General features: G+C 41.7%; 17 protein-coding genes, 1 tRNA gene and 1 riboswitch. Of the genes, 15 read left to right on the forward strand and 3 right to left on the reverse strand.

The features are described 5' to 3' along the window. Positions 1–102: 102 nt before the first annotated feature. The 8 genes from M663_RS0109230 to guaA all read left to right on the forward strand — a co-directional run bounded on the left by M663_RS0109230 (position 103) and on the right by guaA (position 7629). Entirely contained in the window at positions 103–288 is a 186-nt protein-coding gene (locus M663_RS0109230; RefSeq protein ID WP_003869358.1) for a hypothetical protein, read from the forward strand. Positions 289–359: 71 nt separating this feature from the next. Then, entirely contained in the window at positions 360–554 is a 195-nt protein-coding gene (locus tag M663_RS0109235) for a hypothetical protein (RefSeq protein WP_029688706.1), read from the forward strand. A 270-nt stretch (positions 555–824) separates the two neighbouring features. Then, positions 825–1799, forward strand: a complete 975-nt coding sequence (locus tag M663_RS0109245; RefSeq protein ID WP_029688707.1) for a hypothetical protein — start codon at positions 825–827, stop codon at positions 1797–1799. Positions 1800–2033: 234 nt separating this feature from the next. After that, positions 2034–2318, forward strand: coding sequence for a co-chaperone GroES (gene groES / locus M663_RS0109250; RefSeq protein ID WP_003870514.1), 285 nt, complete (start codon positions 2034–2036; stop codon positions 2316–2318). Positions 2319–2332: 14 nt separating this feature from the next. Continuing rightward, positions 2333–3958 (forward strand): chaperonin GroEL, encoded by a 1626-nt coding sequence (groL, locus tag M663_RS0109255; RefSeq protein ID WP_029688708.1) that lies wholly within the window; start codon positions 2333–2335, stop codon positions 3956–3958. Positions 3959–4051: 93 nt separating this feature from the next. Then, positions 4052–4128, forward strand: a tRNA-Arg gene (locus tag M663_RS0109260). A 256-nt stretch (positions 4129–4384) separates the two neighbouring features. Then, positions 4385–4486: riboswitch (purine riboswitch) on the forward strand. Between the two features lie 136 nt (positions 4487–4622). Then, entirely contained in the window at positions 4623–6077 is a 1455-nt protein-coding gene (gene guaB, locus M663_RS0109265) for an IMP dehydrogenase (protein WP_003866815.1), read from the forward strand. 13 nt (positions 6078–6090) lie between these two features. Then, complete coding sequence (gene guaA / locus M663_RS0109270) at positions 6091–7629, forward strand: glutamine-hydrolyzing GMP synthase (protein WP_029688709.1); 1539 nt, start codon at positions 6091–6093, stop codon at positions 7627–7629. A 79-nt stretch (positions 7630–7708) separates the two neighbouring features. Here guaA and M663_RS0109275 read toward each other — a convergent pair whose 3' ends face one another. From M663_RS0109275 to M663_RS15485, 3 genes are all read right to left on the reverse strand, one after another. Further along, complete coding sequence (locus M663_RS0109275) at positions 7709–8815, reverse strand: site-specific integrase (protein WP_029688710.1); 1107 nt, start codon at positions 8813–8815, stop codon at positions 7709–7711. 53 nt (positions 8816–8868) lie between these two features. Next, entirely contained in the window at positions 8869–9384 is a 516-nt protein-coding gene (locus tag M663_RS0109280; protein WP_029688711.1) for a hypothetical protein, read from the reverse strand. Between the two features lie 67 nt (positions 9385–9451). Then, positions 9452–10024: a helix-turn-helix domain-containing protein gene (locus M663_RS15485; RefSeq protein WP_273702682.1), complete on the reverse strand. Its 573-nt coding sequence runs from the start codon at positions 10022–10024 to the stop codon at positions 9452–9454. Between the two features lie 156 nt (positions 10025–10180). Here M663_RS15485 and M663_RS14720 point away from each other — a divergent pair, with 156 nt between their 5' ends. From M663_RS14720 to M663_RS0109325, 7 genes are all read left to right on the forward strand, one after another. After that, a complete protein-coding gene (locus tag M663_RS14720) occupies positions 10181–10399 on the forward strand; it encodes a helix-turn-helix transcriptional regulator (protein WP_042805288.1) in 219 nt (72 codons plus the stop codon). A 45-nt stretch (positions 10400–10444) separates the two neighbouring features. Next, positions 10445–11482: a DUF4373 domain-containing protein gene (locus M663_RS15490; protein WP_273702683.1), complete on the forward strand. Its 1038-nt coding sequence runs from the start codon at positions 10445–10447 to the stop codon at positions 11480–11482. A 120-nt stretch (positions 11483–11602) separates the two neighbouring features. After that, positions 11603–12286 (forward strand): sigma-70 family RNA polymerase sigma factor, encoded by a 684-nt coding sequence (locus M663_RS0109300; RefSeq protein WP_029688714.1) that lies wholly within the window; start codon positions 11603–11605, stop codon positions 12284–12286. A gap of 17 nt (positions 12287–12303) precedes the next feature. After that, entirely contained in the window at positions 12304–12747 is a 444-nt protein-coding gene (locus tag M663_RS0109305; protein WP_029688715.1) for a hypothetical protein, read from the forward strand. Positions 12748–12752: 5 nt separating this feature from the next. After that, positions 12753–13052 (forward strand): hypothetical protein, encoded by a 300-nt coding sequence (locus M663_RS0109310; RefSeq protein ID WP_029688716.1) that lies wholly within the window; start codon positions 12753–12755, stop codon positions 13050–13052. A 163-nt stretch (positions 13053–13215) separates the two neighbouring features. Beyond that, entirely contained in the window at positions 13216–16692 is a 3477-nt protein-coding gene (locus tag M663_RS0109320) for a tape measure domain-containing protein (protein ID WP_029688717.1), read from the forward strand. After that, complete coding sequence (locus M663_RS0109325; RefSeq protein ID WP_029688718.1) at positions 16689–17171, forward strand: hypothetical protein; 483 nt, start codon at positions 16689–16691, stop codon at positions 17169–17171. Before M663_RS0109320 ends, M663_RS0109325 begins: the two co-directional genes overlap by 4 nt. Positions 17172–17423 lie beyond the last annotated feature (252 nt).

The following is a 17423-nucleotide window of genomic DNA, read 5'->3' on the forward strand; positions in this document are numbered from 1 at the left end:
TCATAATCATCATACTGTTGATTTTCTTGTTTATCCCAGGAATTATCGTTGAAGAACCAAAAGCTTGATTAGGTGTTAAAAATTGCTTAAAGGGGGATCAATATGGCAGGAACAAGTTCAGTTTTTGGCGAAAGCAATTTGTTGTTTTTCTTCTTGATACTTGTATTAGCGCTTGGTGGAGGCTGGCTTAATGTAACATGGTCTTTAGAGACATTGCTGTTCTTCTTCATACTCCTTGTAATAATAATGGATGGCGGATTAGGCTGGTTTTTCAATGAACTCAAGTAATTTGAAAGGGCTCTATCCTGCGATAGAGCCTTGTTTACTTAGAAAATTTGATGCGTGTGGAGTGATAATATATGTCTTTTACTGGAGATACTCTGTTGTTCTTCTTTGTAATTTTAACCTTGCTGTTGGATGTAAGATTTGAGCTTGAAAGTCTACTGTTCTTCTTTTTAATACTTGTAATTTTGCAGGAAGAAAAACCGCGAAAAAAAGCAAAGCGATTTTTGTGGTCATTAACAGGCATTAATTTTGGTAACACAAATTCTTGAAATTACGTATTATATATTAGCTAAAGATAAAAAATTTATTTCCCTATTATTTACCTATCTGAAGGGAGGTAGTATTTATGCCCGAAGAAAAAGGAATAGGATTTGTCGGAGGTTGGTTTTGGATTTTCATAATAATAATTTTAATACTTCTATTTGTTCCAGGAATAATTATTTGGGAAAAAAATTAGACAAAAAATAGGGGTGGTCTATAATAATAGACTAACCCCTTACATATATTTAGTAAGAGATTAAAAATAGGGGGAATTTGTTTTGCAAAAGGAGATTTTATTAAAAATACTTGCTGTAGAACTTTTGATAGTAGCATTTGTGAGATTTCAGGTAATGGGTATAGAAAAGGAAAGAGAAAAAGAAGAAGTTACAGAAGAAGATAAAGATGAATTATCTTCACCGCAGGAAAATAAAAAAACTTCAATAGATGTGTACGAAGTGATAACAAAGGGAAAAGATTTTGTAGGTAGCGTAAAGCCTTATCTAAACAAGAGAGACCAATATTATGTAGATATTTTCTCTAAAATTGCCGAAATAATTGAAATACAAAAAAAATTGATGAGCCTTTCAGAAGAAAAAATTGAAGTGGCAGAAAAAATAGAAGTAGATAAAATAGGAATTTTGAAAGCGATAAAACCCTACATAACGGAAGATAAAAAAATTGTGATAGATAAGTTTTTAAAATTTCATGAAGCGTTGAAGAATTTGCAAGAAAAAATGGAGAAATATTCAAAAGAAGAAGATAAAGACAATATTTTCGACAAAATAATTGATATTTATGAGGCCCTAAGGCCTATAATTCCTGAAGAAAAGTTAGAAGAAACTGATAAGCTGGCAAAGAAGATAAAATTGTTGGAAGTATTAAACAAAGCAGAGGGTATTATGAACAGCATGAAAGAGGAGAAAAAACAATTACAATCTTCTACTAGGAGTATGGAGGAAGAAGAACAAAAAGCAGAAGAAAATAAAGAGGAAATAGAAAGAATAGAAGATAAAGAGGAAATATCGAAAATAGAGGAAGGAGATAAAATTTTAGATACCAATAAAAAAGAAACAGAGGAACAATTAGAGAAAGAAGAAAACAATTCATTACCTCAAGGATTATCTGACCAGCAGGTAGCAATTATAGACAATCTCAAATCTATGTTGACAAAGGAACAGCAGCAGTATATGTATAATATGATTAATTATCTTAAACAACAAGGATTAGTTAAATCTGAAGGTAAAGGGGAATAAATATTTTCCCTGTATTTTTTATTTTTAAATACAAGATACAGAAACATAGTCTAAATCGATAAATAATGGCATAAAATCATAATATTTGGGTAAAATCATAGATAATCAGAATATATGGCCTAAAATAGGCTATAATAAAGTTTGATATGTTTTACCACTTAAATTAATATAAAGATTGGGATTAGCACTCACATAAGTTGAGTGCTAATAAATGAAGGAGGAGGGATAAAGTATATGAGATTAAAACCACTCGGAGACAGAGTTGTGGTCAAAGTAATCCAGGCAGAAGAAGTTACAAAAGGCGGAGTTATTTTACCAGGTACAGCAAAAGAAAAACCACAACAAGGTGAAGTAGTTGCAGTAGGAACAGGGGAATACATAGACGGTAAAAAAGTAGAATTAGAAGTAAAAGTCGGTGATAGAGTAATCTTCTCCAAGTATGCGGGAACAGAAGTTAAGTTAGATGGTGAAGAATATCTACTTTTAAGAGAAAGCGATATTCTAGCAATTATAGAATAAGGAGGTAGTTGAAAATGGCAAAACAAATCAAATATGGAGAGGAAGCAAGAAGAGCATTAGAAAGAGGAGTTAATGCAGTTGCGGATACTGTAAAAGTTACATTAGGACCAAGGGGTCGTAATGTAGTATTGGACAAAAAATATGGTTCCCCTACGGTTACAAATGACGGTGTTACTATTGCAAGAGAAATTGAATTAGAGGATCCCTTTGAAAATCAAGGTGCGCAACTTTTGAAGGAAGTAGCTACAAAAACTAATGATGTTGCCGGTGATGGTACAACGACTGCAACGCTTTTAGCTCAGGCAATGGTTCGTGAGGGACTCAAGAACCTTGCTGCGGGAGCTAACCCAATGCTTTTAAGAAGAGGTATTGCGAAGGCTGTAGATGCTGCAGTTGAGGGGTTAAAGAGGATATCTAAACCTATTGATAATAAAGAATCAATTGCCCATGTTGCTTCTATCTCTGCTGCTGATGAAGAAATAGGTAATCTCATTGCAGAAGCAATGGACAAAGTAGGTAAAGATGGAGTTATAACGGTTGAAGAATCAAAGACTTTAGGTACAACCCTTGAGGTTGTTGAAGGAATGCAATTTGACAGAGGATATATTTCTCCATACATGGTAACTGATGCTGAAAAAATGGAAGCAGTATTAGAAGAGCCTGTTATACTCATAACAGATAAGAAACTTTCAAATATCCAAGATTTGTTGCCACTCTTGGAGCAAGTAGTGCAACACGGTAAGAAACTTCTTATTATAGCTGATGATGTAGAAGGTGAAGCATTGGCAACATTAGTTGTCAACAAATTAAGAGGTACATTTACGTGTGTAGCGGTAAAAGCTCCTGGCTTTGGTGACAGAAGAAAAGAAATGCTACAAGATATAGCAATACTGACAGGTGGTCAAGTAATTTCAGAAGAATTAGGTTATGACTTAAAAGATGTAAGATTAGATATGCTTGGCCGCGCAAGACAAGTAAAAGTTACAAAAGAGAATACCACAATTGTAGGCGGAGCAGGCGATGCTGCAGAAATTAAGAAGAGAGTAAATCAAATTAAGGCTCAAATTGAGGAAACTACTTCTGATTATGATAGAGAAAAATTACAAGAAAGACTGGCAAAATTGGCGGGTGGTGTAGCTGTCATTCAAGCTGGTGCTGCAACTGAGACAGAGCTTAAAGAAAAGAAACACAGAATTGAAGACGCATTGGCGGCTACAAAAGCAGCAGTGGAGGAAGGTATAGTGCCTGGTGGCGGTATTGCACTTCTCAATGTAATAGAAGATGTGCAAAAAGTAGTTGATTCCTTAGATGGCGACTTCAAGACAGGTGCGAAGATAGTTTTAAGGGCATTAGAAGAACCCGTAAGACAAATTGCAGCAAATGCTGGTGTTGACGGTTCTGTAATAGTAGAAAAAATAAAAGCTGCTAAAGATCCAAACTTCGGATATGATGCTTACAAGGAAGAATTTACAGACATGTTCAAAGCAGGTATTGTAGACCCAACAAAGGTTACAAGGACAGCTTTGCAAAATGCTGCATCGATTGCTTCAATGATACTCACGACAGAAGCAGTAGTGGTAGATATCCCAGAGAAGAATACAGCAATGCCAAATCCCGGAGCAGGAATGGATATGATGTGATAAAAAGGGCTGAGCGAAAGCTTAGCCCTTTTAAGTTTTAGCCTTGACAGCTTTGAAATTGTCTGATAAAATACTTTTGTAGCAAGTTTTTGAGCGCCCGTAGCTCAGCAGGATAGAGCAGCAGTTTCCTAAACTGCGTGCCGGAGGTTCGAGTCCTCTCGGGCGCACCATTTTCACGATAAGACTTCCTAAAATGAAAATTAAATGATAACATGAAAAATTTGACCTCCCTTTTGGGAGGTCATTCAATTATTTTCTTTTGGAATATTTTATATGGTTCAGGGACAACCCCAAAACTAGCTGGAGGGATAAAGGATAACTCGTTGTAGTTCATTACAATTGAGAAGTTGAATTGTATTTTTTGTACTGTTGACATAGACATGTAAATTTGTTATATTGAATAATAAATTATTCATTTAACAAGTTAATAGTGTTAATAGAGGAACTCATATAATCCCGTGAATATGGCACGGGAGTTTCTACAAAGCAGCCGTAAACTGCTTTACTATGGGTGGAATTTGTTGTTGCCTTTTTGGCCTGAGGAAATTCTGCCCTCAGGCTTTTAATTTATAAAGGACTATAAGTTAATTGTGTAAATTGTATGACGTTCAAAAAGATTTTGCTAATAATATGTTATAATAAAACTAAAAAGGGAGATGTAAGTATGGAGGAAAAGTTTGTTAAAGAAGGTTTAACTTTTGACGATGTTCTTTTAATTCCTGCTAAATCCGATGTGCTTCCTAAGGATGTAGATTTAAAGACAAAGCTTACTAAAAAAATTACTTTAAACATTCCTTTAATGAGTGCTGGAATGGACACTGTTACAGAATCCAAACTTGCGATTGCTATAGCAAGGGAAGGCGGCATAGGTGTAATTCACAAAAACATGTCTATTGAAAGACAAGCTTTAGAAGTTGACAAAGTCAAAAGGTCAGAGCATGGTGTCATAACGGACCCTTTCTCTCTTACTCCTGACCATACTATTAAAGATGCAGCTGAACTTATGGCAAGGTATAAAATATCTGGAGTACCTATCACTGTTGATTCGAAACTTGTAGGAATAATCACTAATCGCGATATAAGATTTGAAGATGATTTGGATAAACCTATAAGAGAAGTTATGACAAAAGACAATTTGGTAACTGCTCCTCCTGGAACCACTTTAGAGGAAGCAAGACAGATACTAAAAAAACATAAAATAGAAAAATTGCCGTTAGTAGATGAAAACAACGTTTTAAAAGGGCTCATAACCATAAAAGATATAGAAAAGGCAGTTGAGTTTCCTAATGCGGCAAAGGACAGCAAGGGAAGACTTTTAGTGGCTGCTGCTGTCGGTGTTGGGAAAGACATGATGGATAGAGTCAAAGCATTAGTAGAAGCAGGTGTAGACGCTATCGTGATAGATACAGCTCACGGTCATTCTAAAGGAGTTTTGGAGGCTGTCTCTAAGATAAAAGAAAAATATCCAGACCTGCAGCTGATAGCAGGAAATGTAGCTACGGCTGAAGCCACAAGAGACTTAATAGAGAGAGGGGCAGATTGTGTAAAAGTTGGTATTGGCCCAGGGTCAATCTGTACTACGAGAGTGATCGCTGGAGTAGGAGTTCCTCAAATTACTGCTATTTACGATTGTGCTCAAGAAGCGGACAAGTATGGGATACCTATAATTGCAGATGGAGGGATTAAGTATTCGGGGGACATCGTAAAAGCCATTGCGGCGGGAGCTTCTGTAGTTATGCTGGGAAGCCTTTTTGCAGGAACAGAAGAAAGTCCCGGAGAAATAGAGATATATCAAGGAAGAAGCTATAAGGTCTATAGAGGCATGGGTTCTTTAGGAGCAATGAAAGAAGGAAGCTCAGATAGGTATTTCCAAGAAGATGTCACGAAGTTTGTACCAGAAGGGGTAGAAGGGAGAGTACCTTATAAAGGACCTTTAAAAGAGACAGTGTATCAATTAGTTGGTGGTTTAAGAGCAGGAATGGGATATTGTGGTGTTCGCAATATTGAAGAACTTAGGACAAAAACAAAATTTATAAAAATAACGCAGGCAGGATTAACTGAAAGTCATCCTCATGATATAATTATTACAAAGGAAGCTCCTAATTATAATTTGAGATAAGAGGAGGATTTTAATGGGGATTAAACGGGAAGTAGTGTTAGTTTTAGACTTTGGAGGCCAATACACACAATTAATTGCGAGAAGAATAAGAGAAGCAAATGTCTTTTGCGAGATTGTTCCTTACAATATTTCTCCAGAGGAGATACGAAAAAAAGAGCCAAAGGGAATTGTGCTTTCTGGAGGACCTGCCAGTGTATATGCAAAAAATGCTCCTAAATGCGATAAGGAAATTTTTGAGTTAGGCTATCCTGTATTAGGTATATGTTATGGTGCACAACTTATGACAGAGCTTTTAGGCGGAAAAGTTGCGCCAGCACCTGTGAAGGAATATGGCAAGACAGAAATTGTCTTAAATAATACTATTCCTTTGTTTAAAGGGATAGAAAGAGACACTGTTGTTTGGATGAGCCATACTGACCACATAGAACTTCCTCCTCCAGATTTTAAGGTAGTAGCCTCTACTGACAATTGTCCTATCGCAGCGATTGCGAATGTAGAAAAGAAATTGTATGCGGTTCAATTCCATCCTGAAGTTTCACACACTCATAGAGGAACAGAGATTATAAGAAATTTCCTTTTTGAAGTATGTGATTGCGCGGCAGATTGGACAATGGATTCTTTGATTGAGCAGACAGTAAAGGAAATAAAAGCGAAAGTAGGAAAACACAAAGCTGTATGTGCTCTGTCTGGTGGTGTAGATTCTTCAGTGGCTGCTGTTTTAGTAGACAGAGCCATTCACGACCAATTGGTGTGCATTTTTGTTGATACAGGGCTTTTAAGGAAAAACGAAGGAGATATGGTTATTGAAACTTTTAGAAAAAATTATGACATGAACATAATCCGGGTAGATGCAAAGGATAGATTTTTGTCACGACTTAAGGGAGTTACGGATCCAGAAGAAAAGAGAAAAATTATTGGTAATGTTTTTATAGAAGTTTTTAAAGAAGAAGCTTTAAAGATAGGAGATGTGAAATTTTTGGTGCAGGGTACTTTGTATCCTGATGTAATAGAAAGTGGCAATGGCGTGTCTTCTACTATTAAAAGTCACCACAATGTTGGAGGTTTGCCTGAAGATATAGGTTTTGAACTTATTGAACCTTTGAGGATGCTTTTTAAAGACGAAGTAAGGCAAGTAGGAAAAGAATTGGGAATCCCCGAGGAAATATTGTATAGGCAACCTTTCCCTGGACCAGGATTAGCAGTTCGAATCCTTGGTGAGGTTACAGAAGAGAAGTTGGAAATTTTGAGACAAGCTGACAGTATAGTTTTAAGAGAAATGAAAAAGTTTGGCTGGTACAATAAAGTATGGCAATCTTTCGCGATTTTGCCTGGTATAAAAAGTGTTGGAGTTATGGGAGATGAGAGAACTTACGCCTATGCCATAATTTTGAGGGTAGTAGATAGCTACGACGGAATGACAGCAGATTGGACAAAGCTTCCTTATGAAATTTTAGAAAGTATATCTACTAGTATTACTAATGAAGTTCCGGGAATAAATCGAGTACTTTACGACATTACTTCTAAACCGCCTGCTACTATAGAGTGGGAATAGACGTTAAAATGCCTCTGAACCCAGTAAAATAAAGGGTTTCAGAGGCTTAATTTTTGCTCGTGGTAGCAGTTTGGAAGCATTATTCTAAAATACCCGGATTTTTATCTGATTTTTGGCAAATATTAGGAGAAAATAACTCGTTCAGTTTACTGGAAACTTCCCCGTGCTTATTGGGGTATAAGTGGGCATATATTTCCAGAGTGGTCTCCACATTTTCATGGCCAAGACGCTCTGATATCAGCAGCGGGGAAAAACCAAGTTCAATCAATAACGATGCGTGGGAATGACGGATGTCATGAACACGTATCTTTTTTACCCCTGATTTCTTGCAACCGCGGTCCATTTCACTTTGAAGGTAGTGCTTTGTATATTCAAAAAGGCGGTCCGAAGGCTCATAGTCCACCAGGCGGCCAGCGTAATCCTTCAGGATATCCAGGAGGAAATCCGGTACAGTTATTACCCGGCGGCTCTTTGGAGTTTTTGGAGGAGAGATCACATCCTCTCCTCCGATCCTGGCGTAGCTCTTTGTTATGCTTATCGTTTTAGCTTCAAAATTTACATCATTCAGAGTAAGGGCCAGGAGCTCTCCGGAGCGCATACCGGTCCAGAATAAGGTGTTAAAAATAGCATACGATGCAGGCTTATCTGAAACAGCTTCAACAAAAAGCTGAAATTCATCTTTTGTCCAGAACTGCATAGCCTCGGCGTTCTTTTTACCGATAGATCCAGCGACAGCTGCAGGATTGGTACTCAGTCCATAATAGCGCTTGGCAAAATTGAAAATGGCCGAAAGCTGATTATTTATCGTCTTGAGGTATGTTGGAGAATACTCGGCGTCATCATCCAGGAGCTCATTCTGCCATTTGCGTACCGTAGCGGCTGTTATAGCATTTACAGGTAAATCTTTAAAAGTTGGAAGTATTTTAGACTCAATGAGGTACTTCTTACTTTCGTATGTCGTGGAGCGGAGCCGCGATTTACAATCTTCCATGTATAGCTCCACCATAGAACCGAAGCTCATGTCACAGCTGCCGCTTTGCTTTTTTAGAAAGTCTCGCTCGTACTGGACAGCTTCGGATCTCTTCTGAAAGCCTCTCTTTTTGTGCTGACGCACGACACCGGCCCAGTCTTTATAGCGGAACCAGACATACCACGTTTTTCTCTCTTCATCTTTGTAAACTGGCAACAAACCGCCTCCCTTCCTAAAAAGTCAGTAGCATATCATCAGGGCAAATCTTATCAAGCCGATTGAGAGGGGGCCCCTTCAAATACTGTCCTATTCCTTAAAACATAGTCTCTCATCCACCAATCGAATGCGACCAAGAAAACACCAATCACACCTCCCAGGACGAGGTTCACAATTGCAAAAGCAATTAACCAATTGCGCCGGCTGTCATACCAGGGCACGATCGCAGGATTGCCGGCGTATATGCTCTTTACAGAGCGCAGCCTCATAATCGCATTAATGATATTCCATACACCGGCAGCTGCAGTCCACACAAGTACCAGTTGGACCACACCAATTATTAACCAGAGGATGCCCGATACTGTTTCATACTTTTTGATACGATTGGCCACTTGGTCCGCAGCAGATGGAGCTGTAGCCTGTTTGAACTGTTTACGGGAAATTCCTGGAGGCTTTATCCGGAGCCGGGTACCGCAAGTAGGGCATTCGACAGTAAAACCGGAATCCGCTGTGGGTTCTTCTGTAACAAATTGATTGCCACATTTGCAGTTAACATTTATAGAAGCCATAACTTCTCCTCCCTTCATAAAATCCCAGCCGCTTAAGGCCGGGACTATTTTTAATTGGATTTATATATTAATCTCTCTTGTCATGCTCTGCCATGGAATTAATAAGCCGCTCCAATGCTTCGATTACTTTTGCTTGCTGCAGACGTGGAAGCAGTCTACTTATGATTTTTGCGATTTCCGGAGGAGTATAGGAGCTGCCGGCCTTGTTTATTTCCTGGTTTAGTTTATAGCTTATAATATCAACACTTTCCGAGCTTTCTCCATGTTTCACGGAATATATATAAGTCATTACTTCAAGCAGAAAGTTCTCGAAGTTTGGATCCGAGAGTAACAAGTCAAGGGTAGGCTGAAGCTCAGGCGGAACGGACTTCAAAAAAACGATTGCCTTATCAGATAATGGAAGTTCAAATGTATTTGCTATTGCCTGATTTTCTACTGAACGATAGTCCGATCTGCCCAGGAGATAGTCCGCTGTAACACCAAAAAAATCTGCGGCTTTGATAATAAACGAAGCATCAGGCTGGCGCTCACCCCTTTCATAATATCCAAGAGCGGAGCGGGAAACATTCAAGCTTTTTGCAGCCATTTCTTGTGATATTCCCATTTCTTCACGAAGTTTTAGGAGCATTTTATCTATCATTGATATCCTCCGTTCTGTGTGTAAACGTGACCTGATGTGTTCAGTATAATACAACGTGACACTTTTGTCAACAAAATTCCATTGACTAAAGACGAGCAGTGTGATAATATGTGCTTATAAATGTGGCAATATTTAAGTAAAGGAGGCCAAAATGCCATGATTGTGGCAAATACAAAATTATTAAAGACGGAGAGGGTAAAGCGCGGATTGAGTAAAACCGATCTGGCGAAAAAACTTGGAGTAAATCATTCTGTCATTGTTCGGGTAGAACAGGCAAAAGGTACAAGCCCGAGAACAGCTAAAGCAATATGCGATTTCTTTAACCTGCCATTTGAAGAGCTGTTCACTATTGTAGAGCAGTCAAGCGGGAGGTAGGGAAATGGATAGCATATTAATAGCTCCAGGATTGGAGGTGCGAGCATGGCCCGACCTCAAAAAGAAGGATTAGATTACTTCCCACTCGATGTGGATATGGATCAAGACGACAAAATAGCCCTTATTGAAGCAAGATACGGATTAATAGGCTTTGGAGTAGTGATCAGGCTGTTCATGAAAATTTATAAAAACAGTTATTTTTATGAATGGACAGAGAAAGAACAGTTACTATTTGCAAGGCGGGTTAATGTAGACATTAATGTAATTAATGAAATCATAAACGATTGCTTAAAATGGGGCATCTTTGATAAATCCATATATGAAAAGCACAAGGTATTGACTTCGCGCGGTATCCAAAGGCGATATTTGAAGGCAGCAGATAGAAGACAAAGAGTTCAGATAAGCTCGGCATACTTGCTTTTAGATGATGAGGAAGTTAATGCATTCAAAAACTTAGTTATTGTCAACAATAACCCCCATTCAAGCGGTAATAATGCTGACATTAATCCCCAAAGCAAAGAAAAGAACAGTAAAAAAGAAAGTAAAGAAGAGAAAACAGTAATTACTTCGACTGATGCTGATAGTGGCCCAGAACAAAAAGATATTCGATCAGGCGAGAGCCTAACGGTTGAAGAGGTAAAAATGGCCGGAATGGCAGCAGGAAAAGAAACCTGCGAACAGCCCTCCAAGACCCTGGTTGAAAGAAGGTTTGACGAGTTCTGGGCGGCTTATCCAAAGAAGGTAGGCAAGAAAGCGGCCTGGGCGGCCTGGAAAAAGGTAAAGCCGGATGCGGAACTGTTTGACAAAATCATGACGGCCATAAGTAAAGCTAAAGCAACGGAGCAATGGCAAAGGGAAAACGGCAGATTTATTCCGAACCCAACAACCTGGCTGAACCAGGGACGATGGGATGATGAATACGAGGAGGGACCGATAAATGGAGTCAATAGCAAGCATTTTGACGGGTATAACCAGCAACCAGCGGTCAGCCCGCCGGGAAACGAAGGTAAGAGGGATGCCCTTGCAGGTTTCAAGAGAGCCGAAGTTCTTGATTTATATTCACGATCAATAAAGGGGAAATAAGACTATGGTTGCTAACAAGCAAAAATAAAAACGAGAGCATTTAAAACAGCTCCCGCTCCGTTTTAGCCCAATATCCACAATCTTTTTTAATATTCTATCACGGAGAGGGGGTTATTACAAGTGACAAATGAGGAGTTGGCAACCATGGCCGCGCATGGAGATATTGAAAGCTTGAATAAATTATATTTGGCGGTAAGACCTCTACTCTACAAGCTAATAGAACACTACTTCCCCCTATGTAAAAAAAGTTTAGTGGAACCAGATGATTTGCTGCAGTGCGGCTATTTTGTTGTTTTAGAAGCGGTGAAATATTTTACACCTGAAAAAGGCCTAAAATTTACCTCATATTTGGGATATTGCGTGCAAAAGGTTTGTCTTGAGGAGTTAGGGTTCAGAAAAAAACACGTAGAAACTATTTCACTTGAGACACCATTGTCAGATGATGAATCGTTTACTTTGGGCGATACGATAGAGGATCCTACTGCAGATACATACAGCTATTGCGAGCTAAATGATATGCAAATAATAGTCCGACAAGAAATAGAAAGGCTTCCTCCCCGTGAGCAATGTGTGATATATGGCATTTTCTATTATGAAAAGACAATAGAGGCACTCGCCCAGGAGTTAGGATGGGAACGCGGATCAGTTATTTCAGCGAGAGATGCTGCTTTTAACCAATTACGACGCTCAAAGGCTATAAGAGAATTAAGAAAGGCCTATAACTGGAACAATAAACAGCCAAGCTACCTTGATCCGGAAAAATTAATCGTTCTATTGGGGGATAGCGGGCTTGAACCCATATAAGAAAAGGAGGGGGAATTATGGAGGTTAGTATCACAAAATTCATTGAGCTGGAAGATTGCTCAAAAATGACTATAAAGAAGCGTTATGAAACTGTCAGGCGAGCTTTGAATCGATTTAAATATAAAAAGTCAAGCCCCGAAGAGAGAAAAATCCTTGTGGAGGCAATGCAGAAATATAAGAGCTTGGCCATAAGAGAAGAAAAGGCCAGAATTTACAATGTGTTGTTATATTACTATTTTTCAAGCCGCCCTTTGACAGATAAACAATTGATGAAATTATTTAACATTGACCGAAGGACCGTATATAAGGACATAGACAGAGGCGTAAAGGACCTGACGGTTATTTTATATGGTATCGGTGGGATTGAGTTGCTTCCGGAAGAGGAAAGTCCGGATTTTATAAAAGCTAAACTCCAGGAGGCAATAACAAAAAAACTAACTGAAGAATTTGGGAGGAGGTGAGAGTGATGTTCCCTACTGCAGAGTTTAGAAATGAGGAAAGAGCCAAGTACATCGAAAAGCTAAAACAGCGCCAGGAGCTCAAACGGCAGCAAGAGGAGAGGGAAGCTGCAGCGAGGAAGGCTGCTGAAAAGACGCCATATGAAAAAAGCTTGGACAAGCTAAAAGAAGCCAAAGAGTTCATTAACAGCATTCAGATAGGCAGCCCAATGAACGAAGGATATATAGCCGCTGCACTAAAGCAAATATGCGACATTTTGGACTTTTGCTTGAATGAAATCAAGCCAGAAAACAGCTCGGAGGAATAGTCCGGGAAGCTATAAGCAGAAAGGAGGGATAACGTGAAAAGCGGAAAGTTAAAGGGAAAAGGCTATATAAGTGCATTAGTCAGCAACTTTCTTTGCTGCGTTAGAGGACCTCCCTCCTAAAGTTCATCCAATAAAAAAATACTGCAGAAAGGAGGAAAAGAGAATGGCTGAACCTTTTCGAATTGAGATACCAATAAGCATCAAGGATAACACAGATCCCGGAGTGTCCCAGGCTAAAAATAAGCTGAATGCCTTTGATAAAGCAAGTCAAAGGACCCAGGAACGGCTGGAACAGATGAATAAAACCCGATACCAGATCATCCTTGAGGCTTTAGATAGAGCTTCAAGTATAGTCGGTACTGTTTCATCTAAAGCTCGCAGCATAGCGGGTAAGACGTTTAGCTTCACGATGAAAGTAATCGACCTGGCCACGGCACCGTTAAGGGCCCTATGGAACTTCGCGACGTCCATACAAGGCGCCATACTCGGTGCGACCGGTGCATTTGCCGGCATTTATAAACCGATGGAAATCGCCGGCGATTTCGAGCAGACACAGATCGCATTTGAAACCATGCTAAAAAGCGCCGAGAAGGCAGAAAAATTCCTGAAGGAAGCGTCACAGTTCGCGAACAAAACACCGTTCGAATTTCCGGAACTGATCAACAGTAGTAAGCTGCTGATGGCCTTCGGTTTTGAAGCAGACAAAGTGCTCGATATGTTAAAGACCATAGGCGACACGGCCAGCGGCCTGGGAGCCGGTTCTGAAGGAATAGACCGTATAACGAGAGCACTCGGCCAGATGAGAGCGAAAGGACGAGCACAGGCAGAGGAACTCCTGCAGCTTCAGGAGCTTGGTGTACCAGCCAACCAAATACTGCAAGAAGAGCTCGGCCTAACCGGAGAACAGATCGCAAACATCGGTAAAGAGAGTATAGAGGCCTCGAAGGTAATAGACGCATTGCTGCGAGGCATGGAAAAGCGCTTCGGCGGCATGATGGACAATCAATCCAGGACGGCCAAAGGCATGATTTCAACCCTGAAAGACACGCTTCAAAACTCCCTGTTAAGACAATGGGGAGAAGGCCTATGGGCAGGAATTAAACCAGGACTTGAAAAACTCACCACCTGGATAGACGAGAACCAGGATATCATCGCTCAATGGGGAGAGGCCTGGAAGAAAGCCGGAGCAAATATTTCCAAGTGGGTAATGGCCAGAGTGGACGATTTAAGAAACAGCATACAACGCATGGTTAACTCCCAGGAATGGAAGGACGCGAAAAACTTCGGAGAAAAGCTGAAGATAGCCTGGGACAAGATCATAGCGCAGCCGTTCAACGAATGGTGGAATTCAACCGGCAAGGCCTGGCTTGCAGACAAAGCCAGCAAAATCGGTGAAGGAATAGGAACTGCGCTCTCCGCAGGATTGCTGGCCATACTCGGAATAGACGCAAAAGGTGCCGTAGAGGAAGGAACCAGCATAGGAGCTTCATTCGCTGAAGGTTTCCAAAAAGGATTTGATGGCGAGAAGGTAGGCGAGGCGATCTTAAACGCCATAAAAGGTGTATTCAAGGACGCAGGAACGCTGCTCCCAGGAGGAGAGAAACCAACCAGTACATCCTGGCTGTCTGCCGGCGCAATAGCATTGGCGCTTCAAAAGCTTGGAATTTTCAAGCTGTTAGGCAAAGGCGGCAAGGGTTTAATTAATCTCCTTGGGAAAGGGAGCAAGGATGGAGTACCGGCAGCAACAGGATCTCTTGTCCCTGACAGTTTCATAACTTCCACTATGGCCGTTACGGCCTCTGTAGTTTACATCAATGGCCCAACGATTGGAGGAGGCGGAAGCGGGGGCAAAATCATAAACAACATTCCAAGCTTACCTGGAGGAGGACCTGCGACAATACCAAAGCTTCCTGGAGGAGGATCGCCTCTTGCTTTACCGGGCGCCGCCGGAGCGGCAGGAAAGGCAATAAATACTGTGAAGCTTGCTAATGGCACATATGTAGCGTCAGGAGGTGCGTTAACAACAGGCCTGGCCAAGTTAGGAGTAGCACTCGGCAGCGGTGCAACAACTGCTAGCGGAGCTGCAGCGGTCGGAGGTGCCTCGATTGCTGGAATTATCGGCGGCATTCTTGGACTTGGATCAGCTGGTATTGATGTTTACCAGGGAATAAAAGCGAGCAAGGCCGGCAATAGCAAAGCTGCTAAAGATGAATATGTAACAGCAGGGACCAAGGCTGGCATGGTCGGCGCGGGAGCTGCTGCAGGCGCTGCCATTGGCGCTTTATTTGGAGGCATAGGTGCGGTACCAGGAGCGCTTATAGGAGCGGGAATCGGTGGAGCTGCCGCACTTTTCACCGGAGATAAAGCAGGAAAAGCCCTATCGGACGCGACAGACAAAGACGGAGCTCTGACAAAGTTCTGGGAAAACACCAAGCAATGGGCAAGTAACACATGGGACTCCATCAAAACCGGAGCTTCAAACGCCGGATCCTGGGTGGCCGAGAAGTGGAACGCAGCAGGAGACTGGATAAGCAACAAATGGAGTAGCTTCAGCGACTGGTTCGACACTTCGGTATGGACCCCGGTAAAAGACGCGGCACAAGCTGCAGGTGAATGGGTAAGCCAGAGATGGGATGAAGCCAGGACGTGGATCGGAGACAGATGGTCTGATTTTTCTTCCTGGTTTGACGAATCCATATGGACCCCAGTAAGCAATGCAGCGCAGGCAGCCGGCCAATGGGTAAGTGACCGCTGGAACGAGGCAAGGACATGGATAGGCGAACGCTGGTCCGACTTTTCAACATGGTTTGAAGAGAGCATATGGACCCCGGTCAAAACAGGAGCCCAGGCGGCAGGTCAGTGGGTAAGCGAAAGATGGAGCGAGGCCAAGGCCTGGGTAAGCGAGACATGGGGAACTGTAAGCACCTGGTTTGATGAAACGGTATGGCAGCCGGTAAAAAGCGCAGCACTGACAGCCGGAGCATGGCTGGGAGATCAGTTCACAGCGGCAAAGAACGCCATAAGCGAGGCCTGGTCCGGAGTATCCGACTGGTTCTCAAATAACGTATGGGAGCCCATCAAGAACGGAGCAACCAAAGCATGGGAATGGGTAGGCGAGAAGCTCGGCGGCATTGGCGAATGGATCGGAGACCTGGGCCAAAAAGGCTCAAAGGAAACCGGCCTGACAACCAGCAAGGGCAAAGGCAGTATCCTCGAACATGCATACGGCGGAATTATGACAAAACCGCACATGGGCATCGTGGCCGAGGACGGAGCCGAAAGCCTTATCCCGTTAAGCCCAAGCAAGAGACAAAGAGGCCTTGATTTATGGCAGCGGACCGGTGAACTTCTCGGAGTCAGGGCCTACGAAGACGGCGGAATAGTAGGCGAGGAACCGGAGGAAATCCCAGTGGCGTCCGCAACCGGAAAAGCCGGCCAGAACATCACCATCAAGGTGGAAGTCAAGGCAGAGCCTAAATTCACGATTGAAGGCTCCGGAGACGCCACCGATGAAAACAAGGTACTGGCTGTCCTGAAGGCCTACATCCGCGAAATGACCGACGACATAGGAGACGAGCTGGCAGAGAGACTGGCTCGCATATTCGCTAATATGCCGGTGAAAGGAGGAGCTGAAGCTTGAAAATCGATTTAGAGGGTACTGTTAATGAAATAGTGGAGGAAATAACCTATCAGGCTAAATCAAGGGCATTCCGTGCAGCCAACGAGCTCAGGAATTCAGCATTGACTGTCCTCCGGGGAGAGCGCTCTGGAAAGGTTTATAAAAAGCCTGGCACATACGGAAGCAGAATGACAAAGCAAACGAAGAATTTGCTTAAAGATTATGGCCATAAATTGCGAGGTGGACAATTATACAGAGCTTCAGCACCAGGGGAACCGCCTGCGAACCGTAGCGGGAACCTGCGCTTAAGCTGGAGACCGCAAACCGCATCCGAGCGAATAGGCAAGACCGTAACAATAAAACCGGCAATTACTACCAATGTAAAGTATGCTCCATATCTCGAAGAGGGAACCGATAGAATGGCTCCAAGACCATTTGAAGACCCTATTATCGAAAGAGCAATGCCTCGTATTCGCCGAATCTTCAAAGAGCCGTATTAGGTTTAACCTTAAAAGTAAAAGGGCGGAATAAAATCCGCTCTTTTGCTTTACTTGTTTGGACGGACATGTCCATATCGAAAATGCAGGCGAGAAAAGGCCAGATTTGACTTGTACGGAACGAATTTAAAGCGGGTAAGGTAAATACCCGTCTTGGCGTTAAAATTCAAAATAAAGGGAAAATACGCGCTTAAAATGCTTTTGATTATTCATGGTAGTTAAAGAGCAATAAAAAAGCCCTGTTTTTCAGGGCTG

The organism is Thermoanaerobacter sp. A7A (genome assembly GCF_000445185.1).
Lineage (GTDB): Bacteria > Bacillota > Thermoanaerobacteria > Thermoanaerobacterales > Thermoanaerobacteraceae > Thermoanaerobacter.